24 protein-coding genes, 1 pseudogene and 1 riboswitch are annotated in these 22,751 nt (G+C 37.8%); of the genes and pseudogenes, 22 read left to right on the forward strand and 3 right to left on the reverse strand.

The window, feature by feature from the left end; genetic code table 11:
- Positions 1-152: 152 nt before the first annotated feature.
- From ltaS to CIL05_RS04635, 15 genes and pseudogenes are all read left to right on the forward strand, one after another.
- Complete coding sequence (ltaS, locus tag CIL05_RS04565; protein WP_095654318.1) at positions 153-2,099, forward strand: lipoteichoic acid synthase; 1,947 nt, start codon at positions 153-155, stop codon at positions 2,097-2,099.
- Positions 2,100-2,451: 352 nt separating this feature from the next.
- Positions 2,452-2,547 carry a putative holin-like toxin gene (locus CIL05_RS21810; protein ID WP_107505445.1) on the forward strand — a complete coding sequence of 32 codons (96 nt, stop codon included), beginning with the start codon at positions 2,452-2,454 and terminating at the stop codon, positions 2,545-2,547.
- Positions 2,548-2,796: 249 nt separating this feature from the next.
- Positions 2,797-3,015: a gamma-type small acid-soluble spore protein gene (locus tag CIL05_RS04570; protein WP_095654319.1), complete on the forward strand. Its 219-nt coding sequence runs from the start codon at positions 2,797-2,799 to the stop codon at positions 3,013-3,015.
- Between the two features lie 12 nt (positions 3,016-3,027).
- Positions 3,028-3,329 (forward strand): annotated as a pseudogene (locus CIL05_RS04575) (DUF3892 domain-containing protein).
- A 169-nt stretch (positions 3,330-3,498) separates the two neighbouring features.
- Complete coding sequence (locus tag CIL05_RS04580) at positions 3,499-4,710, forward strand: CynX/NimT family MFS transporter (protein ID WP_095654320.1); 1,212 nt, start codon at positions 3,499-3,501, stop codon at positions 4,708-4,710.
- 116 nt (positions 4,711-4,826) lie between these two features.
- Entirely contained in the window at positions 4,827-5,537 is a 711-nt protein-coding gene (gene pxpB, locus CIL05_RS04585; protein WP_240510109.1) for a 5-oxoprolinase subunit PxpB, read from the forward strand.
- Positions 5,538-5,543: 6 nt separating this feature from the next.
- Positions 5,544-6,323, forward strand: coding sequence for a LamB/YcsF family protein (locus CIL05_RS04590; RefSeq protein ID WP_095654321.1), 780 nt, complete (start codon positions 5,544-5,546; stop codon positions 6,321-6,323).
- Positions 6,324-6,364: 41 nt separating this feature from the next.
- A complete protein-coding gene (locus CIL05_RS04595; RefSeq protein ID WP_240510110.1) occupies positions 6,365-7,372 on the forward strand; it encodes a 5-oxoprolinase subunit C family protein in 1,008 nt (335 codons plus the stop codon).
- Between the two features lie 16 nt (positions 7,373-7,388).
- On the forward strand, positions 7,389-7,985 hold the full coding sequence (locus CIL05_RS04600; RefSeq protein ID WP_095654322.1) for a pyroglutamyl-peptidase I: 597 nt from the start codon (positions 7,389-7,391) through the stop codon (positions 7,983-7,985).
- A 483-nt stretch (positions 7,986-8,468) separates the two neighbouring features.
- A complete protein-coding gene (locus tag CIL05_RS04610; RefSeq protein ID WP_095654324.1) occupies positions 8,469-9,212 on the forward strand; it encodes a Cof-type HAD-IIB family hydrolase in 744 nt (247 codons plus the stop codon).
- A gap of 284 nt (positions 9,213-9,496) precedes the next feature.
- Positions 9,497-9,679 (forward strand): cold-shock protein, encoded by a 183-nt coding sequence (locus tag CIL05_RS04615; protein ID WP_095654325.1) that lies wholly within the window; start codon positions 9,497-9,499, stop codon positions 9,677-9,679.
- A 284-nt stretch (positions 9,680-9,963) separates the two neighbouring features.
- Positions 9,964-11,484, forward strand: coding sequence for an aldehyde dehydrogenase (adh, locus tag CIL05_RS04620; protein ID WP_095654326.1), 1,521 nt, complete (start codon positions 9,964-9,966; stop codon positions 11,482-11,484).
- 104 nt (positions 11,485-11,588) lie between these two features.
- The gene (locus tag CIL05_RS04625; RefSeq protein ID WP_095654327.1) at positions 11,589-11,954 is read left to right on the forward strand and encodes a DUF779 domain-containing protein; all 366 of its coding nucleotides are present in this window, start codon (positions 11,589-11,591) and stop codon (positions 11,952-11,954) included.
- A 731-nt stretch (positions 11,955-12,685) separates the two neighbouring features.
- On the forward strand, positions 12,686-13,738 hold the full coding sequence (locus CIL05_RS04630; protein ID WP_095654328.1) for a hypothetical protein: 1,053 nt from the start codon (positions 12,686-12,688) through the stop codon (positions 13,736-13,738).
- A gap of 146 nt (positions 13,739-13,884) precedes the next feature.
- Positions 13,885-14,328, forward strand: a complete 444-nt coding sequence (locus CIL05_RS04635; protein WP_095654329.1) for an IDEAL domain-containing protein — start codon at positions 13,885-13,887, stop codon at positions 14,326-14,328.
- A 91-nt stretch (positions 14,329-14,419) separates the two neighbouring features.
- On the opposite strand, the gene CIL05_RS04640 is transcribed toward CIL05_RS04635, so the two are convergent.
- Positions 14,420-16,435 (reverse strand): penicillin-binding transpeptidase domain-containing protein, encoded by a 2,016-nt coding sequence (locus tag CIL05_RS04640; protein WP_095654330.1) that lies wholly within the window; start codon positions 16,433-16,435, stop codon positions 14,420-14,422.
- Positions 16,436-16,553: 118 nt separating this feature from the next.
- Positions 16,554-17,498 (reverse strand): LCP family glycopolymer transferase, encoded by a 945-nt coding sequence (locus tag CIL05_RS04645; RefSeq protein ID WP_095654331.1) that lies wholly within the window; start codon positions 17,496-17,498, stop codon positions 16,554-16,556.
- A gap of 416 nt (positions 17,499-17,914) precedes the next feature.
- Positions 17,915-18,000: riboswitch (cyclic di-GMP riboswitch) on the forward strand.
- A gap of 22 nt (positions 18,001-18,022) precedes the next feature.
- Here CIL05_RS04645 and CIL05_RS04650 point away from each other — a divergent pair.
- From CIL05_RS04650 to nagB, 7 genes are all read left to right on the forward strand, one after another.
- Complete coding sequence (locus CIL05_RS04650) at positions 18,023-18,148, forward strand: anti-repressor SinI family protein (RefSeq protein WP_100662723.1); 126 nt, start codon at positions 18,023-18,025, stop codon at positions 18,146-18,148.
- Positions 18,149-18,233: 85 nt separating this feature from the next.
- Complete coding sequence (locus tag CIL05_RS04655; RefSeq protein ID WP_095654333.1) at positions 18,234-18,560, forward strand: helix-turn-helix domain-containing protein; 327 nt, start codon at positions 18,234-18,236, stop codon at positions 18,558-18,560.
- 199 nt (positions 18,561-18,759) lie between these two features.
- A complete protein-coding gene (locus tag CIL05_RS04660; RefSeq protein WP_095654334.1) occupies positions 18,760-19,290 on the forward strand; it encodes an RNA polymerase sigma factor in 531 nt (176 codons plus the stop codon).
- Positions 19,277-20,320 (forward strand): anti sigma factor C-terminal domain-containing protein, encoded by a 1,044-nt coding sequence (locus CIL05_RS04665; RefSeq protein ID WP_095654335.1) that lies wholly within the window; start codon positions 19,277-19,279, stop codon positions 20,318-20,320. The genes CIL05_RS04660 and CIL05_RS04665 overlap by 14 nt, the downstream gene beginning before the upstream one ends.
- A 73-nt stretch (positions 20,321-20,393) precedes the next feature.
- Positions 20,394-20,903 carry a VanZ family protein gene (locus CIL05_RS04670; RefSeq protein ID WP_095654336.1) on the forward strand — a complete coding sequence of 170 codons (510 nt, stop codon included), beginning with the start codon at positions 20,394-20,396 and terminating at the stop codon, positions 20,901-20,903.
- Between the two features lie 145 nt (positions 20,904-21,048).
- Positions 21,049-21,207 (forward strand): hypothetical protein, encoded by a 159-nt coding sequence (locus CIL05_RS22040; protein ID WP_165769038.1) that lies wholly within the window; start codon positions 21,049-21,051, stop codon positions 21,205-21,207.
- Between the two features lie 72 nt (positions 21,208-21,279).
- On the forward strand, positions 21,280-22,014 hold the full coding sequence (gene nagB, locus CIL05_RS04675) for a glucosamine-6-phosphate deaminase (RefSeq protein ID WP_095654337.1): 735 nt from the start codon (positions 21,280-21,282) through the stop codon (positions 22,012-22,014).
- 55 nt (positions 22,015-22,069) lie between these two features.
- On the opposite strand, the gene CIL05_RS04680 is transcribed toward nagB, so the two are convergent.
- Entirely contained in the window at positions 22,070-22,720 is a 651-nt protein-coding gene (locus CIL05_RS04680) for a YigZ family protein (RefSeq protein ID WP_095654338.1), read from the reverse strand.
- Positions 22,721-22,751: the final 31 nt, after the last annotated feature.

Consider the following 22,751-nt stretch of genomic DNA (forward strand, 5'->3'; position numbering starts at 1 on the left):
TATCCCCTGCATTCAATTCCTCAATCTTAAAATTACTCCAGCATATCGCCAGAATGCAAGTCCAGTATTCAAAAAACTTTTTGACTCCCACTACCTTTTACTGTATACTTAAAAATCGTTAATAAAATGTATTTAAACATGAGGTGAGTATAGTGAAGAAATTAATATCTTCGAAGATGGGGTTCTTCGCGATTGCTTTAATTTTATTTTGGATAAAAACGTATGTCATATATGCTACAGAATTTAATTTAGGTGTTAGTGGGCCAATGCAGGAGTTTCTATTATTCTTTAATCCTCTTAGTTCAGGATTGATATTTTTAGGAATTGCATTATTTGCAAAAGGAAGAAAAGCAGGTATTTGGATTATTGTAATTGATGTTATTTTGACCTTTATATTGTACGCCAATGTTGTCTTTTATCGTTTCAATAGTGATTTTATTACTTTTGCAACAATGATGCAGACAGATAACTTTGGTAGTCTCGGAGGAAGTATTGCGGATTTAACAGCAATGCACGATATTCTGTATTCACTCGACCTGATTCTTTTAATTGGATTATTTATTTTGACGAAATCCAATTGGTCGACGGTACGTATGCCGATTCGTAAACCTTTATTAGTGTTGGGTGCCGGCGTTCTTGCATTTACTATTAATCTAGGTTTGGCTGAAGCCGATCGTCCACAGCTGTTGGAACGTGCTTTTGATAGAAACTACTTGGTAAAATATCTTGGTGCTTTTAATTTTATGATCTATGATGGTATTCAGAGTGCAAAGACATCTACACAACGGGTTTTAGCCGACAGTAGTGATATTACAGAAGTAGAAAATTATACAAAAGCTAAATATGCTGAACCTAATCCGGAGCTTTTTGGAAAAGGGGAAGGAAAAAATATTATCAAGATTCATTTGGAGTCCTTCCAGTCATTTTTAATAGATTACAAGTTACATGGTGAGGAAGTCACACCATTTTTAAACGACTTGGTAAGTGATCAGAGTAAGGATTTCACGTATTTTGATAACTTTTTCCATCAAACAGAACAAGGGAAAACAGCGGATGCTGAATTGATTATGGATACATCTCTTTATGGTCTGCCTCAAGGATCTGCCTTTGTAACAAAGGGAGATAATACGTATCAGGCATTGCCTGCGATTCTGGATCAGCAGCAGGATTACACAAGTGGTATATTCCATGGTGATGGTAAATCATTCTGGAATAGGGATGAAGTATATAAATATCTTGGAGTCAATGAATTCTATCACGAAGATTATTATGATATGAGTGAAGAAAATGTTATTAACTATGGCTTGAAGGATAAACCATTCTTTGAAGAATCCATTCCTTTGCTGAAAGAAATGGAGCAGCCATTCTATGCACATATGATGACATTGACACATCATCATCCGTATTTAATAGATGAAGAGGATGCAAGTATTGCTCCTGCTGAGACTGGTGATGGGTCTGTTGACCGTTATTTCCAGACAGCACGTTATTTGGATGAATCTTTAGAGCAATTCTTTAATGATTTGAAAGAAGCAGGTCTTTATGAAGACTCGATTATAATGATTTATGGTGACCATTACGGTATTTCCGATAATCATAACAAGGCAATGGCAGAAATAACTGGTGAAGAAATCACACCATTAAAAAATGCTGAATTGCAGCGAGTGCCATTTATGATTCGTGTTCCTGGTGTAGAAGGACAGGGAACAAATCATGAGTACAGTGGGATGGTAGATGTTATGCCAACACTATTGCATATCCTGGGAATTGATGCGAAGGATTACATTTTGTTTGGTACTGATCTATTTTCTGAAGGTCACAAAGATTTTGTTCCATTCCGTAATGGTGATTTTATCACAGAGAAATACAGTTCCATCAATGGAACCTTCTACGATAATAAAACAAAAGAAGTAATTGAAGAACCGACACAGAAGATGCTTGATATGAAGGAAACTGTTATGCAGGAGTTAGAGCTTTCAGATGAAGTGTTATACGGGGACCTATTCCGTTTCTATACACCAAATGAAGCGTGGGAACCAGTGGATATAAGTGATTATTCCTATATTAAAGAAGAAGAAAAAGGTACAACAAATAATTAAGAATAAATTATATTAGAAAACTTGGCATACGCCAAGCCTTTAGGCGTATGCTTTAGTTGCACTTATGCAGTAAGAAAGTAGTTATACTTTCTTAACTGCCAAAAAAGCGTCTCGTTAAATCGAGGCGTTTTTTTGTTGGGTATTTTATAAAACCAAAAAGTGAAATGGGAAAGGCGAATTTTTACCAAAAGCCAAAAAGCCCCTGCAAATAATAGTATTTAAAAATATTATGCAAACAAATGTTCTGTTTTAATGATTATATTACTTAAAATTATGATATACTATGCTTAGATAATGTTCTTTTAAGGATTGGACGGCTGGCCCTGCTGCAGATATGAGGGGGTGATGCCTTTTGGAAATTTATGAGGTCTTTATGGTGCTGTTTGCATTTGGAACTTTTCTAATTGCACTACTGACACTCGTAACACGAATGATCAATAAAAAATAGACCTCCCTATTCACCGTCAAAAACTGAAAAGGAAAGGTCTATTCTCCGGATAGCCGCCCCTTAAGGGAACCGCTTATCTTAGGGTGACCACAGTTGCAACTGTGGTCTTTTTAAGTATATGCTACATTCTACCTATAGTATACCATAAAGCTATTGATTGAACAGAGAAAGGCGATTAACTATTCCACATTAGTGGTTAAAAAAGCATATTCCGGTAAGTATAAGAAAAAACGAAAAAGGGGTGCCTTCATGAAAGAAAATAATAATAAGAACGATCGTTTTACTGCTGCTGGAACAGATATTGAATCCGTCAAAAGGAAAAAAGCACAGTCCGGTATGTCCTATAATGAGACAAAAAAATTTCTTGCTAAAACAACTGGAGGACATGGAACGTGGATCTACAGTGATACAGATGGTGAAACAGAGAAACAGAACAATCAACGGATCCCTAAAAAGGACAGTGAGTGAGGTGCGTAAAATATGAACGAAAAAGACTTTGAAGAAATTTATGATCAGTATCAGAAACAAAATGAACCACAGACGGCGACAGAGCGGAATGTAAGTAAAGAAGAAATTACAGCAGTCCGCAAAAATGATGATGGCAATATAATCGCTTTTAAAACAAATTCAGGTCGTGAGCTTGATTATATAACAGCATTAGGGGAGCAAAGGAAGGGAGAATGGCCGATATCGATGTGTTTCACAAGTATGGAAGAGATATTATCCGAAGCGAACCAGATGGAATAGAAGAGAATAATTTGGATAATCTTTCTTTATTTTAAGGAATAGGTTTAACGCTCAGAATATTAGTCTGAGCGTTTTTCTGTAGTTTGGTTAATTCAGGACCGGGCATTCCAACAACACGTAACAAGTCTACGAGCATCTTGCTTCTTCCTATCCCTTTCAGATATGCTATATTAATACATAGAGATGAAAAGGGGAGATATATAAGTGGGATTACAAAATGCAAGCGATCGATCTAAGGAAATCCATCGCTTTTTATTGATAGCAGGTATCATAGTTGTTGCGTTTAATCTGCGGCCATCGATTACTTCAGTTGGTCCACTTCTTGGTATAATCCGGGATGATGTGGGCTTATCCAATTGGAGTGTAGGAATTTTAACAAGTCTGCCTTTGATTGCATTTGCTATTATGTCACCAATTGTTCCAAGACTTGGCAATCGATTTTCGAATGAACGGGTAATGCTTCTCGGTTTAATTCTTTTATTATTTGGTATTAGTATCCGTTCCATTTCCCTTATATTTTTTCTTTTTCTTGGTACTTTGTTTGTTGGGCTGGGGATAGCGATATGCAATGTGCTTTTGCCTGGAGTAATCAAGGGAAAGTTCCCTGCCAAGGTTGCGATCATGACGAGTATCTATTCAACTTCAATGGGGATCTTTGCAGCAACAGCTTCAGGATTGAGTATTCCAATTGCAACAGGGTTGGGATTAGGCTGGCAGCTGGCACTGGTCGTATGGGTTACTCCTGCTGTTATCGGAATCATTATTTGGATTTATATTATTAAAAAAGACAGTACAGATGCTGCACATGTTAAGGCGGGCTATTATAAATCCTCTGATAATCGAATCTGGAAATCTCCACTCGCCTGGCAGGTGGCTGCATTTATGGGTTTGCAGTCTTTTTTATTTTATGTAACGATTTCATGGCTCCCTGAAATTCTACTAAGGTTTGGAGTCAGCCTGACTACTGCAGGCTGGATGTTATCCTTTATGCAGTTCATTGGATTACCAGCAAGTTTTCTTGTTCCAATGATTGCTGATAAATTTAAATCACAACGTGGAATAGTTCTCGTTTTGGGGGCACTATTTATAAGCGGTTATGGAGGATTGCTGCTTGGAAACTCATTCACAGTTATGGTTATTAGTACAATTTTGCTTGGTTTCACATTAAGCGGAGCATTTGCATTAGCATTGACCTTTTTAGGGATGCGTGCACGAAATGCAAGACAAGCTGCAGAATTATCCGGGATGGCCCAGGCTTTCGGCTATGTTTTGGCTGCAACAGGCCCAATGTTCATCGGCTATTTATATGACGTGACACATGTTTGGACAGTACCGCTTCTAACGATGATTGGTGTTGCACTTTTAGTGGTATTGTTTGGAATGGGTGCAGGCAGGGATAAATATGTACTGGAATAATTGCTTACTTTTGGAAGATTAACCCGGTCAGATCCACCAGATTTCGATTTCATTCGTATACCTTTTTGGGAGTATGTTATCATTTTATAAAAAGCTGTTTCGTGGAGGTGGGGATAGTGAATATTACGATGCAGGCAGTTGGTGATTCAGCAGTTAAAGTAAACTTTACCGGTAGAGTTACACCAGAATTAAATACTGCTATACAGTCATTTTGCCATAAATTGGAGCAGGTCCTGATTGATGGGGTAATCGAATGGGTTCCTGCATTTGATTCGGTAACCATTTACTATCAACCTCAGAAACTAGTGTACAAAGAGATAACTGAAAAGATAAATGATTTATTTGAAATGCCAGCAGTGCAGAACGAGCGATCATCCCGCACTATTCAGGTACCTGTTTTATATGGGGGATTATATGCCCCTGATTTAGAGCGAGTGGCTGAATATAATGGGCTTAACGTAAATGACGTGATAAGGATCCATCAAGAGAAGGAATATCTTGTATATATGCTTGGCTTTTTACCCGGATTCCCTTATCTTGGTGGGCTTGATAAAAGAATAGCAACACCGCGTCTGGAGGAACCCCGTGCGAAAACATTTGCCGGGGCGGTTGGGATCGCCCACGAGCAAACTGGTATTTATCCGGTTGAATCTCCTGGTGGCTGGAATATAATTGGAAAAACCCCGCTGGAATTATTTGATCAGGATAAATTTCTGTTTAGACTAGGTGATCATATTCAATTTTATAGCGTAGAGGAAAATGTGTTTGCACAAATAAAGGAACAAATTAGAAATGATACCTTCAAAATGATTATAACTGAGGGGTGATTTAGAGTGGGAAAGCGAATTGATTTAAATACCGATATGGGAGAAAGCTTTGGTACCTATACATTTGGTGCAGATGAGAAACTGCTGAAGCATATAACGACAGCGAATATTGCGTGTGGCTTCCATGCAGGTGATCCGAATGTGATGGATCAGACGGTACAATTAGCCAAAAAATACAATGTTGCCATCGGAGCACATCCGGGATTCCCGGACGTAGCTGGATTTGGTCGCCGAATGATTGAATTTACTCCAGATGAAATCTATCGTTTGGTTGCATATCAAATTGGTGGACTTCAAGCGTTTTGTAGAATTCACGGTGTGAAAATGCAGCATGTAAAGCCACATGGCGCATTATATAATCTTGCGGCACGTAATCGTGAAGTTGCTGATGCTATCGCAAAAGCTGTTAAAGATATCGATCCGTCATTTATTTTATTTGGTCCTGCTGGAAGTGAACTACTGGAAGCAGGAAAACGATCTGGTTTACAGGTTGCTGCAGAAGTTTTTGCTGATCGAACCTATCAACCTGATGGAAGTTTGACTTCAAGGTTTGAAAAAGATTCCATGATAGAAGATGTGGATATAGCAGCGGCTCAGATTGAACAGATCATTAAAAATGGTGTTGTGAAAGCAGTGAATGGTGAATTAGTAGCAGTAGAAGCAGATACAGTATGTGTCCATGGCGATGGCCCCCATGCAGTAGGATTTGTAAAAAAGTTAAGAGAAATGCTTGATAATGCCGGAGTGGAAGTAGTTGCGTTAAGTAAACAAGAATCCCCTGAATGATAGGCCTTTTCGGATAGATTTTGGGAAAAGCAGAATTTAAATTGGCTTTTAGAGCACCTTCTACACCACCAAAAAGTATTCCATACAAATCTAAAGATGGTGATCCAATGCAAAGCGAAACAATTTTTCATGTAATCAAACCAGGTGTACTCACAACCTTTCAGGATATGGGTCGCATAGGCTATCAGCGTTTTGGTGTTCCAGTCTCAGGTGCGATGGATAGATTTTCCCTTCAGGTAGCTAATATATTAGTCGGAAATAACCGGAACACCACATGTCTGGAAGTAACTTTAATCGGCCCAGTGCTGGAGGCCCGCACATCAATAACGATTGCGATTACAGGAGCAAATCTCCAACCGAAAATTAATGATAGACTGGAACCAATGTGGAAGACCATTCGTATGAATAAGGGAGATGTTCTCACATTTGGAAAGCATCAGTCAGGTGTCCGAGCATATATTGCTGTGGGCGGTGGCTTTGATGTGGAAACATTTTTTGGCAGTGCGTCCACTGACGTGAAAAATGGATTTGGTATGCAGCTTCAGAAATCAACAAGAATCAATGCTTTTCCAATGGATGTGAAGCAGGGAATTGGATTGGGGAAACAATTTATCCCAATCTATGAAAAGTTAGTAGAAGTAGCGGTTGTCGAAGGCCCACATACAGCTAATTTCACCGAAGAAGCAAGAGAGCTATTTTTCAATTCCATCCACACCGTTGATGCGGACTCCAATAGAATGGGATATCGTCTGAAGTCGGAAAATATTCCGCTTCAAAATAGTTCAGATATTTGGTCTGATGCCGTTCCCTTTGGCGGGATTCAAATCCCGGGTAATGGTCAGCCGATCATCTTAATGGCTGACAGGCAAACAACCGGTGGCTATCCTCGAATAGGTACAGTAATTTCTGCTGATTTGCCGAAAATCGCTCAGCTTATGCCAAAGGGAGAAGTGAAATTTTATCCTGTTACCGTAGAAGAAGCACAAAAACTTGTGATTGAAATGGAGAACTTTTTATATAAATTAGATGTCTTTCGGAAGAACTTTTAATAAAGGGGTGTCATTTGTGGAAAAATTATTGCTTACAGGATTTGAACCATTTCTGGAATTTCCGATCAATCCAACCACTGAAATTGCCAAAGCTTTAAATGGTGAAAGTATTAATAACTACAACATAATCGGAGAAGTTTTATCTGTAGACTTCGAAAAATCTGGCTTGCAGTTGATTGAACTAATTGAAATGCATGAACCGGATATTGTGATTTCCCTCGGATTAGCAGCAGGAAGAAACTGTATTACCCCTGAAAGAATTGCGATCAATTGCAATGATGGACCTGTTGATAACAGGGGGCATAAGCCAAATGGTGAAAAAATAGTTGCTGAGGGGCAGGATGGTTACTTTTCCACGCTTCCTATTAATAAAATGGTGGAAACGTTACAAGCAGCGAATCTTCCTGCAAAAATATCCAATACCGCAGGGGCGTATCTCTGTAATCATGTGATGTATCATGCACTGCATTATTTTAAAGAAAATAAGCTTGACCGGCAAGCAGGATTTATACATATACCGGCATCCCATGCATTGGCTATTGAAAAGAATATACCAAGCTGGTCGGAGGAAGATTTATTAAAAGCAGTTAAAGTTTCAATTTCATCCTTGTAGGGGGCCTGAGAAAATGGCGAACCATCCAAAAATTGATGTGCCTTTGATTGCAGTTCTTTGCTCTTCATGGTCATGTATTTTCTGAGCAAATCCCCGGATTCTTTGAATGTGAAAGTAACAAAAGAAAATGCGCCCCGTATCTATGCTACTGCCCGTTCCTTAATGACAGTTCTTAACTTTGAGGTAGTTTTACTTACAGCCTATATGACCTGGGGGATGGTACAGACTGGAAAAGGAAAGGATACTTTAGGGATAGGGGCCCTAGGATATCCCTTTGCTAATTATTATCCTATTAGGCACGGTTGTATATTTTATGGTTAAAATGAAACGTCTGAAATAAAGAATTGTTGCCCATTGCTACCCGATCACAAATGTATTAAAATAGCTTGGATTGGCCTTATTATATCAACGTTTTTAATAATAAATATTTTTGATTGTTATACAAAGTAAATAGTATAAAAGATTAATTGGAGGAATACTTACATGACCAAAAAGAAAAATGATATTAAACTAATTGCACTGGATATGGATGGAACCTTATTAAATAGTGAGCACGAGGTTTCAGCGCACACCAGGGAGGTTATTGCTAAAGCATTGAAAAAAGATATTCATGTTGTACTAAGTACTGGACGTGGATTTAAAACATGCTATCCCTATGCTGAGTCTTTAAAGCTCACGTCCTATCTTGTAACAACAAATGGCGGTGAAATCTGGACAATAGATAAAAAGTTATTGGATCAGCATTTAATGGAAACAGCAACCATTGAAAAACTGTGGACCATGGGCAGGGAAATTGGTGTAAATATGTGGATGATTTCTACAGATAGCGTATTCCGTAATGAAGCCCCTGACAATTTTTATGATCATAAATGGCTGAAATTCGGCTGTGAATCTTTTGATAAAACCAAGCTTGATCAAATGATTAAAGAGCTATCCCATTTCGAAGGTTTGGAACTGACCAATTCGCTTCCAACAAATGTTGAAGCAAACCCTAAAGGAGTTAGTAAAGCCAAGGCATTGAAATTTGTTTGTAAGGAGATTGGCATCACAATGAATCAAGTGATGGCAGTTGGTGATAGCTTGAATGATATTAAAATGATTCAGGATTCCGGGGTTGGTGTTGCAATGGGCAATGCGCAGGAAGCAATAAAGAATGCAGCAGATTTTACAACGGAAACGAATAATAATGACGGTGTCGCAATGGCGATTGAGCGGTTTGCATTATAGAATTTAATTAGTAGCTCCATCTTCTTTAGTGGAGCTGCTTTTGTGATGTTATTTTGAAAATTGGTTCCTGCTTGGCAATGCAGGTACCCTGTATAAATGGCTTGCTCAAAAAATTACTATTCAATAAAGCAACTCCACAATTTATAAAATGTTCACTTCATTTGACGTATAAGCATTAAGGTAATAGGCAATCCTGTTTATATCCAATAAGATTTATCAGCAGTCCTTTCTTTGTTAAGAAGAAAGGAGTATAATAGAAGTGTAATATGAAAGGGGATGCTATCATGTCATTTTCTCGCGGACCAAAAGAGCCAGTTCCAGAAGTGGAAACAAAAGTGTGGTCATGTACAAGTGACGAATGTCAGGGCTGGATGAGGGAATCATACAGTTTTGAGGAAGAGCCACAATGTCCACTATGTCAATCAACAATGGAGCAAGAAGTACGCGTGCTTCCAGAAATGAAGTAAAGCATAGTACCTCTTATAAGTATTGAAGCTATATTTTTTCCACGGAATTATTTATTAATATAAAATGTCTAATGAGGGCGTTGGGATTCCAGCGTCTTTTACATTAGAAAATAGCTTCATTACATGAAAACCCTGGTTCATAAGAATCAGGGTTTTTTATTTGGAAAAGAGTAAACTAATTGTTGGAATAATTCAGAAGTCAGTGCTATAATCTTAACTAGAGTACTAGCTTGTGCTTCGTCATAATTTCTGTAAGCGATTACAATATTAGGAGGAGTAAATGTATGAGATATGAAAATCCAAACACGGAAGGTTCTCTTGTGAATTTTAAAGAACGGTATGACAATTTTATTGGCGGTGAGTATCGTCCGCCGGCAAATGGCAAGTATTTTGAAAATGTCACACCTGTGACGGGAAAAGTATTTTGTCAAATTGCCAGATCAACAAAAGAAGATGTTCAGGCAGCAGTTGATGCAGCAAATGAGGCAAAGGATGCCTGGGGAAAAACATCTGTAGCAGAGCGGGCAAAAATTTTAAATAAAATTGCGGATAGAATTGAAGAAAATTTAGAAATGCTGGCAGTTGCTGAAACCTGGGATAACGGAAAAGCCGTACGTGAAACATTGGCAGCAGATTTACCTCTGGCAGCAGATCATTATCGCTATTTTGCCGGAGCAATTCGTGCACAGGAGGGTGGCCTCAGTCAGATTGATAATGATACTGTAGCCTATCATTTCCACGAGCCGCTTGGGGTAGTTGGTCAAATTATTCCGTGGAACTTCCCACTGTTGATGGCAACATGGAAACTGGCACCAGCATTAGCTGCAGGAAACTGTGTCGTGTTAAAGCCAGCAGAACAAACGCCCGCATCCATTCATGTTTTCATGGAGTTGATTCAGGATCTATTGCCTCCGGGTGTTGTAAATATTGTTAACGGTTTTGGCGTAGAGGCTGGAAAACCACTTGCATCAAATAGTGGTATTTCAAAAGTGGCATTTACCGGGGAAACTACTACGGGCCGTTTAATTATGCAATATGCATCCGAAAATATTATCCCTGTTACATTAGAGCTTGGTGGAAAGTCACCAAACATTTTCTTTGAGGATGTAATGGATGAGGATGATGGATTTTTGGACAAAACAATTGAAGGTTTAGTTATGTTTGCATTAAACCAAGGTGAGGTTTGTACATGTCCATCCCGTGCCATTGTGCATGAATCTATTTATGATGAATTTATGGAACGTGTAATTAAACGGGTAAACGAGATTAAAATAGGTCACCCACTTGATACAGAAACGATGATGGGTGCACAGGCATCACGGGAGCAAATGAAGAAAATCGAATCATACCTGGATATCGGAAAACAGGAAGGTGCAGAAGTTCTTGTCGGTGGTAATGTGAACAAGCTTGATGGAGAACTGGAGAGTGGCTATTATGTTGAGCCAACTATCTTTAAAGGAAACAACAAAATGCGTGTATTTCAGGAAGAAATTTTCGGCCCGGTTCTTTCTGTTACTACATTCAAGGATAAGGAAGAAGCAATGGAGATTGCGAATGATACACTCTATGGTTTAGGTGCAGGTGTTTGGACACGTAATATCAATACAGCTTATCGCTTCGGCCGTGGCATTGAGGCAGGTCGTGTATGGACAAACTGTTACCATCAATACCCGGCACATGCTGCTTTCGGGGGATATAAGAAATCTGGTATCGGCAGGGAAAACCACTTAATGATGCTTGATCATTACCAGCAAACTAAGAATCTACTAATCAGCTACAGTGAAGGGCCTGCAGGATTGTTTTAGTTAAAAGCTTTGCTATAATACAGGAATTTTGGAAAAGGGGCAGAAATTTAGGCCTCTTTTCTGCATAGAATATAAAAATAGGAAATTTAGAAAGGATGGTGAATATGGTTGAGCGTGTAACAGTAACAAAAGAAGCCCTGGATCTGATCAATACGTTGAAGGAGGTTCATGGTGATCTCATGTTCCATCAGTCAGGTGGTTGTTGTGATGGCAGTTCACCGATGTGCTATCAACGGGGAGAGTTACGAACAGGGGAATCTGACCTGTTACTTGGAGAAATTGGTGAAACACCTTTTTATATTTCAAAAGACCAATACGAATATTGGAAGCATACCCAGCTCATCATTGATGCAGTAGATGGACGTGGAGGAATGTTTTCACTGGAAGGACCTGAAGGAAAAAGGTTCCTGTCAAGATCAAGGGTGTTTACCGAAGAGGAACGAACAGAACTGGCCGGGGCAGAGGCTTAGGAAACAAAATCGCCAAATCTCAGCAAATAAGGGATTTGGCGATTTTTATTTGAATAGACATTTTTGGTAAGTTTTGTTGCTCATTCATCCTCACAGTAGATAGAAAGTGCGACGTAAAATCAATAGTAATAGGTTTAATCCATCGCTACGGAAATACACTACGCGGACCTTAGGGTGGCTGATGAGCCTCCTCATGCTTCGCACTGCGGGGTCTCATCTAGGCCTCTGCTCCCGCTAGGAGTCTTCGTGTATTTCCTTCGCTGAGAGGGTGTGTTGCAACTTCAAAAGGTGATTATTATTGATTGAATTAAATTATTGCTACCTATTCTTATTATGATTGATTGGAGCGTAGGGCAGTCGACTCCTGCGGGAAAAGCACGAGTCTGAAGACCCCGCAGCGGTGATCTTCCGCGAGGAGGCTGAGGCCGTGCCCGCGGAAAGCGACTGCCCGAAGCGGAAATCAACGGAGCAGTTACGTCGCAGTCTATATCTTTTATGACAAAACAATAACTCTTTTCGATGTGACGAGCAGTCCATTTCCTTTCGGCGGTACGAATAACTATAGCCCATAACTTATAGAAACCAACCTTATAACATAATCCACAACAATAAAAGACAAACTGGTTAGGGTATATCTAAAAAATATTGTAAAATAGATGAATGAATCACCTTGTACAGCTAATATACATAAATTAATAAAGAACAAATCAACAAAAAAGGATGTGTCTCCCTTGTCCAGTAAAAAATATTATTATGTTACAGGTAACACGGCTGAAGGGCTTGTTAATTTCCTTCCACCAAACGTAGAAAACTTTAATCAGATCATTATTTTAAAACACCCATCACACCAATTAAAAACAGCTGTTTTAAAAAATATAATCAAAACATATGAGGATCAGTATAATCTTGAAATTCTTCTCAGTACATTAGGAAATGATTTTATAGAAGGGGTTATTATCAGGGAAATATCTGTAGTTTTTATAATGGATAGAATTGCTTCAGGTGATCTGGGGGCTGCCATTGAACTTGATATGAATTTGTTTCTAAATGAAGAAGTGCCAAGTAGTAACGAAATGATCGAAGCAAGAAAAAATTTCGATGATTTTACTAATATGGCCTATGAAAATTTTAAAACAGGGTTGCAGGTGCATGATGAACTTGAGGGTATATTTATTGCGGAAATGGATTTTGATAGCGCAAATCGGATTACGGAAGAACTTATTGATGACTTGCTTAAGCAAACTAAAAAACAAGATCGAAAAGTCCATGTTTCCCATCGTCTCTTTGGTACGAATACCGTGGATGGCGTTGTAAATGAAGTACCACATATAATAGAAAACTTAGCAACCGTTATTCATGTCAAGGGACGTGCAGGGACAGGTAAATCAACCTTAATGAAGAAAGTTTCAGTAGCCTGCCAGGAGCATGGGTTGGATGTTGAACTCTATCATTGCAGCTTTGATCCAAATAGTATTGATATGGTGCTTGTTCCTGACCTTGATTTTTGTATATTTGACAGCACAGATCCACATGAATTTTTCCCTGAAAAGTCTGGGGAAAAAATCATTGATTTATACGAAGAGACTGTAACTCCCGGAACTGATGAAAAATATGCGGATAAAATTTATGAAGTAAATAGAAACTATAAATCCTATATGAAAAAAGGCGTGCAGCATTTGAAAAAAGCAGGCAACTATTTAAATAGTCTGGAGGAAAATTATTCATTCAGTGAAAGTGAAATAAATAAAATCACAACATTTATTCTGGATAAGGTTGTAACTTAATCCACACTCTCTAGATCGTAAAGGCAATTTTCCCTTCCTGAAAGTTGCCTTTTTAAAAAAATTAACGTTTCTCTTGTAATTTACATGAAAATATTGTAGAATTAATTAACTGAAAATTTAGAGAAAATACACGGGAGGTGGAAAGGATGTTAACAGTAAAAATGTTGAAACCATATTATATTAAAGCTGATGACAGTTATGTACGAGTAATCCTGGCATATCAATATTTCTCCGTTATGATTAATAAAAAAGTGTATCAATTTATTCCAGTTGAAGCAAAGGAAATACGGATTAACCGCAAAACGTATAAAGTGGAAAATATTGATGCTAAATTTGCATTTCAAAAAGGAAAAGATGTAGTATATGTAACCATGGGCGAATTAATTTCCCTTCCCGATTTTTTAAATCAATTATATTCCATTGTAGAACCGTATTACGTAAAAGATATCAATTTAAGTAAAAATGAACAAAAGAATGAAGTGTCCGATTTTATAGATCAAATGGAAAGAAACAATGTTAAACGTATGATAGACATAGCATTGGATGAGCGTGATGAAGAAGCATTTAATGCATTAATAAAATTATTGTAATGAGCTTTGATGAATAGACATGCCGCTTCCCTGGATGGAGTGGCATTTTTCTGCATTAAAAAAGTCTACCCTATTTGAGTAGACTTTTTATTTATTTAACATTCATTAAAATATCTGTAACCTTTTCCACTGTATAGCTGCTGCCACCACGGTCTTCGGTATGTTCAACCATCATCGCTATAAGAATATCCTGATCATCTGTAGGATAGCCAACAAACCAGCCATTTTCCTGACCTGATTTATCGTCACCGGTTAGTTTCAATTCTGCCGTTCCTGTTTTACCTGAGATAGGAAAGTCTGCTTCGTCTGCTTTTTTTGCAGTACCATCTGTAACCACTTCCCTAAGCGTGTCTTGCAGCATGGTGGCATGATCTGCAGATAGTAAATTTTCCTTCCAGATTTGAGAGGTTTCTTCACTCATAAGTAATGTTGGTTTGACCATATTACCTTCATTCAAAATAGGCGTATAGGTTAGTGCCAAATGAATGGCGCTCATTTCCAGTTCACCTTGGCCATAGCTTGAATTTGCCAGTAAAACCTCATCATTTATTTCACCAGTTGATGAGACAGTGGATGAAGTTATCGGGTATTCGTACGGTAATTCTTCCCCAAAGCCAAAATTATTTAAACCGATAATAAATGCTTCGCTTCCCATCTCCACACCCATCGTTGCAAAATAAATATTATCTGAGCGAACCAGGGCATCTCTGAGATCGACGGGTCCATTGGATTCGGAAACCCGACGTACTTCATAATTCCCCCAGCCTTCGCCATTACTCCAGGTTAATCCGTTTATTTCGATGCCTTCATCAGGTATGATGGAACCATTTTGCAATCCAATAGCTGCGGTCACTGGTTTAATAACTGAACCAGGAGCAAAGGTTGCCGAAAATCGATTAAGAAGCGGTTTTTGTTCGTTATTCTGTAATCCTTCCCAGAGGTTTGTCCCGGTACCATACAAAATTTCATTCGGATCAAAAGCGGGACTGCTCACAAGCGCCAGCGTTTCACCGGTTTTTGGATCAATAGCTGCAGCGTTTCCTGCATCACCATCATAGGAATTATATATTCTTTCCTGTACATTAACATCGACTGTAAGCGAAATAGTTTCCCCATCCTTTACAGTTTTCTCAGCAAGGATAACACTCTCTTCTCCTTCTTTTTTTTCAATGATAATTTTGAGCCCTCTTTCACCTTTAAGGCGCTCTTCATACCACTGTTCAAGACCCCGTTTTCCAATAACGTCATTTGCTCCATATTCTCCAGGCTCTTTATCTTCCAGATCTTCTGCAGTAACCTGACCCACATACCCGACTAAATGTGCAGCTGCCTCACCTGCAGGGTAGATACGGCCGGTTCCGTTATCAATACTAACTCCATCAATTTGCAGAAGCTTATCTCTCGTTTCTTCACTATATATATCCTTAATTGGTACCAATAAATGTGGCTCAATCCATCCAGCTCCCAGAGCAGTATCGATCCCATCAACGGAAATACCCAAGAGGTCAGCTATTTCCTCTTTATTCTGTTTCGGATTCACGCCCAGTTTTTCCGGTACAATCCCAACTTCAAAAATAGGACCATTCATTGCTAAAGGCATTTTATTACGGTCGAGAATTTCCCCGCGTTTTGGTTCCACTGATTGAATTCTAATTTTACCGCCATCTTTAATTTCAGGAAAAATAAAACCTGGATCCCATTGTACAAACCAGTTTTTCTCCTGTTCTTCACCCTTCTGAATCAGTGTTGCATCATAATCAAATGCAATAGGCCCAGCAAGGCTCTCCATTTCTACTTTGAAGGGAAGTGTAGCTGTCCCTTCTTCCATAGCAATTTCCAGTTCGTCCTCATTCAATTTTTCAAATGTAACTTTCAAGTCTGATATATCAAGATCCTCATAAATTTTAGCATAGCGATCAACAAATTCTTCTGTCGGATATGTTTCCGTTGACTTAGCTGTTAACATTCCGTACATTTCTGCAAACTCCTCATTATTCCACTGCTTGACATAAGTATCAAACCGTTCATTTGGAGTGACTTCATCTTCAGAACAGGCAGTAAGAAAAACAATGAAAATTATGGATAAAAATAGTGTGATTTTTTTCATGTGAACCCCTCTCAGGTCGTATCGACTTTACTATTATTATAACACTTTTGATCTATAAAGAAATTGTTGTAAACAAAAAGCCACACTGCATTTTAATTCTACAGGTGACTTTTATTTTCTATCTTGCTTCCATATGATTGGTAATTTCTGTTGTAATTCGATTAAATTCAGAATCCGGTACAATATAGTACCATCCACCATTAATCATTTTACCACTACCGCTAATTTCTAATGTTTTCGTGTTTCCAATTGTTCCGCGGTAACCACTGAACATTGTTTGCATTCTATCCATATTCAAATCTGTATTCACATTGTCGCCCAGAATATTTAATATCTCGCCAACTTTTGTAATACTTGAGAAGCTCGCACCTTCTTTGATGGCAGCCTGAACAACATTTCGCTGACGTTCATTACGACCAAGGTCACCACGTGGGTCATTTTTCCGCATCCGGATATAACTTAATGCCTGTTCACCATTTAGTTGAATTTGGCCTTCCGAAAAATTCGACCCACCTTGGGAAAATGCCTGATCATTGGTAACGGTAACCCCGCCAATAGCATCAATTCCCTGCTTAAATCCTTCCATATTCACCTTCGAATAAAAATGAACGGGCAAATCGAAAGCCTCTTCAACTGTTTGTACTGCTAATTCCACATCACCAAAAGCATATGCGTGATTGATCTTATCCATCCCGCGACCAGGGATATTTACATACGTATCCCTAGGAATACTCACCATTGCCATGGAATCAGTATTTGGATTTAATGACATGAGAATCATCGTATCAGAGCGGCCTTTATCACCCTCACGCTGGTCCACCCCAAGCAGTAAGATATTCAGTGATTTTTTATCCTCAAAAATATTTTCCAATTCTTTCTGGCGTTCAGGATCGTCATCTCTAGCCAATGGATTATGCATGGTTTCTACAGTATCGCCAACCTTATCCCATACATAATACACATATCCGACAACGATTAATAATAAAACTAGTATTATTCCACCAACCAAAAAAGGCCATTTACGTTTTTTCTTTGTTCTTCTTTTATCAACTCTGGAATTCACTCGTATTCTCCTCTTTAGTGAAGCAGTTTCATGTAACTGAATATATAGCTACGTAAAATATCAAATCATGAATAGATTATATCGAATTTTGGAGGTTTAGTCTATGTATTTTTTTAATTTTCGTGGATTGGAACTCAAGTAATAATGTTATTCAATGCAAGCAACCCTAATATAGTTCAGCGATTATTTATGTAATATAGTACAAATTCCTTAAGTTTATTGATTTTATGTGAATAAAGGAATATTTATTGGCATAAACAGATATTGTAGTGAAAGTCTAGATTACCTACAACTTGCCAATTGACATATTGAGAGGTTTTTTTCTGACTAGTACAACAAAACTAGTTGAAATATGACAAAACAAGCCACCCAAATAGTCTTGTATCTATAGTATGATAGTCTTATATCTTAAGTATGGCAGAAAAAGGCAAACCTTTTGAAAAATAGGGGCGCAAAGTCACAGATCTAACGTCTTTTTGACCAGGATGGCTGGATTGTCTGGACTAAAAATGGGGGACGGGATTATGGAAAAAACAGCTGAAAATATAACGCTAGATCGAGAGTGGATAAAGTTAATGATGGAAGCCAAAACATTAGGTTTAACTGTGGATGAGGTCCGTTTGTTTTTAGCAGAGACCGGAGGGAAATAAAACATGAATGAATTTTATTGTGCTGTATATAGAACTGCTCACCTATTTTATGTTATAATTCCCATTGAAAGCAGGTGAGGGTGACTTGATCGGTGAAAAAATTAAAAAACTACGCCAAAATAAAAAGATGTCTCTATCAGAACTAGCCGAAAAAGCTGGTGTGGCCAAATCATATTTAAGTTCAATTGAGCGGAACCTTCAATCAAATCCATCGATCCAGTTTATCGAAAAGATCGGAAAAGTATTAGGTGTTTCTGCAAACGATTTAATACGGGAAAGTAATTCGGAGCAAACAGATAACCTAGATGATGAATGGCTGGCTATTGTGCAGGAAGCAATGAATTCGGGCGTAACAAAAGAACAATTCAAAGAATACCTGGAATTTAATAAATGGAGAAATAAACAAGATTAAAAAACTGTAGGGCGATATTGCACTACAGTTTTTTTGGCAGTTAAGAAAGTATAACTACTTTCTTACTGCATAAGAGCAAGCTATGAGCATACGCCTAAAAGCTTGGTGTATGCCAAGTTTTCTAACGTGTTTTTTAAAAAAACATGTAACAAATTCTGATGTACTTCGTTTTATTATATAGAGGGGGGGAGGAAGTTGTTTGAAAAAGTATATATTCACTGAATTATTTGAGCAGTACCAGCTTCCTCTGTTCCGTTATTTAATGCAGATGACTCGGAATCGGGAATTAGCTGAGGAATTGCTCCAGGAAACTTTTTACAGGGCGATGGTTTCTCTAAAGGTTAAAAATATGCTCCATGCAAGGGCATGGCTTTTTAAAGTAGCCCGTAATTTATTTATCGATTCTGTTAGAAAATCAAACGCTGAGCAGCGAATGGTTGATAAGGTAAAAATGGAACATATACCAATTAGTGATCTGGGAAACCCCGAGCAGCAATTGGAAAAAAGAACAAGGCAGGAGGAATTGGAAGAAGTGATGGGCATGCTTCCTGAACGAATGCAGACAATTTTATATCTGAGGGAAATACAGGGATTAACCTATAAAGAACTGTCTACCACAATGAATCTAACGGAAAGCCAGGTGAAAACAACGCTGCACCGTGCACGTCAAAAGTTTCGAGAGTATGATAAGCGGTTGAGGAAAGGAGATTTGGAAAGTGAAAAAAGATGATGTTTTAACAGAATGGAATGAAAAAGAAGTAAAAGTCGATAAAAAAAGCGCCCGAAAATTAGTATGGAAGACAAGACTTTCCATTACATATACAGTTATACGAGTACTTTTCATCATTTTCTTTTTATATTTATTATATATCATTCCTGTTAGTGTTTTCTATGATATGTCTGGGAAGCAAGCAGAATTTGACCGATTGGTTACAACCATTGTAGAAACGAGAAATCCAGGAATTGCAGTGGATAAGTTAGACTTCCGCCGAGCAGAAATTAATCCGTTTTTAACTCAGGAGACCAGTCTCACTTTATATCGTAACATTGGGGAATGGGAAGTTGTTGTTGGTGAAGTAACAGCAAAGAAAACTCTTTTTGGTGAAGTTAAGATAAATCTTGATTTTGATCGCAGATACTTAAATGAAAGTAATACACAATCCTATGCAGTGGCACCTGATTTATTGGGGGAAACTTACACTGAGAATAACGGCCATTCGAGTAACCTAACATTATCACAACTGGAAAAGATGAATGATGGATTTGTTGCTCAAATACAATTTTCCACGATCAAATCAATGACTCCCGAAGAACTAATAAATATCCTTTCTGATTACGATGTACAGGTTTATCAGATGCCTATTTACGGTGGGGAACTAACGGATAGTGAAGTCAGCAATTACATGGGCTATGGTCGTGCAGGACAATTTACCTTTGTATCGTCATTAATGCTAAGACCTTTCATTGAGTACGATGAAAAAAATAGACAATCTTCATCAATTGGTACATTATCAGGAGAAGGTAGTATTGATGAGGCAGAAAGTCAATTTTATCAAGACATGGAATGGTTAATTGAAAATGGAAACTATCAGGATAAGGAATTGGACAAAGCAAGGTTGGCCTATATAAAAGAAAACGGCATGCAGGTCTATGGAGCAACAGTGACAGGGCCAATCAGGGAAGTGGAACGTCTCATGGATGAGGAATTATTTCATCAGTTTCATTTAGGTGGTGTGGAAATCTGGAATTGGTATGAATGAGGATAGTGATTTTTTTCTTGACTTGGATTATAATTAATAAAAATTATCTTGAGCAAATGAAAATGGTGACGACATGCGAAGATTTTTATACTGGCTTTTGCCTTTAACCTGGATGGGGGTAATTTTTTACTCCTCATCCACACCTTATGAAAAACAAAATATTAAACCATTACTCTTTGAAACCATTGATCTCTCCTTTCTGGAACCGTTCCTGAGTTGGATTTCTTTCACATACCATCATTCAGTCGTAAGCATAGAAACACATGGTGTGGCAGGTTTTATTGAATTTTTCATTCGTAAAGGAGCACATGTGGGTGTCTTTTTTGTGTTGCTATGTCTGTTTTATATCGCATTAAAAAAGACTGCTGGTATCTTATTTAGGACAACTCTATTTATTTCCTTTTTCCTTACCGCTGCATATGCTATTTTAGATGAAATTCATCAAGGCTTTACTCCAAACCGCACACCTTATATTGGAGATGTTTTATTGGATTCGGTTGGAGGACTGCTTGCAGCTGGTTTTCTATTCGTTTTTCATCGATGGAAAAAGAAAAATAATGTAAAAAAGCCAAAAAAAATATAAATTTGACGAATTTATTAATGGATAAAGGAATATTTTATGATAAAATTAGAAGTCGACAATTTTCGACAATGATTTGCATATTCATATGCTATAGTTCTATTTAACTAGCAAATGATATAGTAGCATATCAAAAGGTGGGAAGTTAATGGGTGAACAGGAAAAATATAAAAAAATGCTAAAAAAAGTGATTGATGAAACAGAGAGCTATAAAATTCAATCTTCAGAAGAATTGATCCAAATGTTGATCAAAGAATTAACAAATGGAACAGAATTAAAAGGGAACTTTCAAACACTTGCAAAATAGCTAATATACGACTACATTTGTTAATGAAATGTAGTTTTTTATTTTTCATTTGAATTAAAAGGAGCGAATAAAATGGAAATTGTAAAAGTAAAGAATTATGAAGAAATGAGTGAAAAGGCTAGCACTTTAATGATAGAGAAATTAAATAATCTGGAAAAGCCGGTTTTAGGTCTGGCAACAGGTTCTACACCTGAAGGACTGTATGAGATCCTGATTGATAAAAATAAGCGCAACGAAGTAACTTTTGAAAATGTGACAAGCTTTAACCTGGATGAATATGCGGGTTTGAAAAATACAGATCCAAATAGCTATCACCATTACATGAATGAAAAGTTATTTAAACATATTGATATTCCAAAGGGTAATACCCATGTTCCAAATGGCTCTGCAAGTGATTTGGAAAAAGAGTGCCAGGATTATGAAGCATTAATTCGTGACAAAAACCATGTTGATATTCAATTGCTGGGAATTGGGGGAAATGGTCATATCGGTTTTAATGAGCCAGGAACACCTTTTACAAGCAGAACACAGGTCATCAATTTAGATGAATCAACACGTCAGGCAAATGCCAGATTTTTCCCTTCTATGGAGGAAGTTCCGACCCAAGCCATAACGATGGGAATCGAAACAATTATGGAAAGTAAAGAAATTATCTTACTCGCTTCAGGTGAAAATAAAGCAGAGGCAGTAGAAAGTTTAATTAATGGGGAAGTAACGGAAGATTTTCCGGCATCCATCCTGCAAAAACATGCCCATGTTACTATAATTGCTGATGAAGCGGCATTGTCAAAAGTAACAAGTAATTGAAAGTTTGATATACAATAAAGAAAACCCATCAGCACCTCTGCTGATGGGTTTTTTATTACTCCTCTGACGTTGAAAAAACATCAATCTCCACATAAGCAGTATTTTTTTTCGTAATATCTGCCTGGTCACTTGTCAGGTCAATAATCCAATCATTGAAGGCTAGTTCACTTCCAGTTTTTACGTAAACGACAAATTCTACCTTTTCCAAATAGTTTATCGTTTCTAGTATATGTTCAGAATTACGAATTACATTTTCAAGTTTTCCGAGTAAAGGGTAGTCGACAATGATCGAGAAACCTTGCATTAGCTGCCTTTTGACAATGCCTGTAGTTTGAAGTGCACGCGAGGTTGTGCTGCCATATGCACGGATTAAACCGCCTGCTCCAAGCTTAATACCGCCAAAATATCTTGTTACAACGACAGCAGTATCCTTTAAATTCTGTTTTTTTAATACTTCAAGCATTGGTACGCCAGCGGTTCCAGTTGGTTCACCATCATCGTTTGCTTTTTGAATTTCATCATTTTCCCCAATAATATATGCAGAACAATTATGTGTTGCATCATGATGCTTTTTCTTGATTTGCCGAATGAAATTCTGTGCTTCTTCTTCAGTTTCAACACGTTTAACATAACCGATAAAGCGTGACTTTTGTATGATGATCTGATCCGATCCTTCTTGTTTTACGGTGAAATAATTTGCTAACATGCTTGCTTTTGCCCCCTTAAAAGAACATTAT

Origin of the sequence: Virgibacillus profundi (assembly GCF_002287375.1) — a bacterium.
Classification (GTDB): domain Bacteria; phylum Bacillota; class Bacilli; order Bacillales; family Amphibacillaceae; genus Virgibacillus_K; species Virgibacillus_K profundi.

Coding starts and splice junctions, on each gene's coding strand:
- CIL05_RS04650 (WP_100662723.1), top strand. CDS start 18,023: ATGGAAAAAACAGCTGAAAATATAACGCTAGATCGAGAGTGGATAAAG.
- CIL05_RS22040 (WP_165769038.1), top strand. CDS start 21,049: ATGGGTGAACAGGAAAAATATAAAAAAATGCTAAAAAAAGTGATTGAT.
- CIL05_RS04615 (WP_095654325.1), top strand. CDS start 9,497: ATGTCATTTTCTCGCGGACCAAAAGAGCCAGTTCCAGAAGTGGAAACA.
- adh (WP_095654326.1), top strand. CDS start 9,964: ATGAGATATGAAAATCCAAACACGGAAGGTTCTCTTGTGAATTTTAAA.
- CIL05_RS04640 (WP_095654330.1), bottom strand. CDS start 16,435: ATGAAAAAAATCACACTATTTTTATCCATAATTTTCATTGTTTTTCTT.
- CIL05_RS04610 (WP_095654324.1), top strand. CDS start 8,469: ATGACCAAAAAGAAAAATGATATTAAACTAATTGCACTGGATATGGAT.
- CIL05_RS04625 (WP_095654327.1), top strand. CDS start 11,589: ATGGTTGAGCGTGTAACAGTAACAAAAGAAGCCCTGGATCTGATCAAT.
- CIL05_RS04570 (WP_095654319.1), top strand. CDS start 2,797: ATGAAAGAAAATAATAATAAGAACGATCGTTTTACTGCTGCTGGAACA.
- nagB (WP_095654337.1), top strand. CDS start 21,280: ATGGAAATTGTAAAAGTAAAGAATTATGAAGAAATGAGTGAAAAGGCT.
- CIL05_RS04635 (WP_095654329.1), top strand. CDS start 13,885: ATGTTAACAGTAAAAATGTTGAAACCATATTATATTAAAGCTGATGAC.
- CIL05_RS04680 (WP_095654338.1), bottom strand. CDS start 22,720: ATGTTAGCAAATTATTTCACCGTAAAACAAGAAGGATCGGATCAGATC.
- CIL05_RS04670 (WP_095654336.1), top strand. CDS start 20,394: ATGCGAAGATTTTTATACTGGCTTTTGCCTTTAACCTGGATGGGGGTA.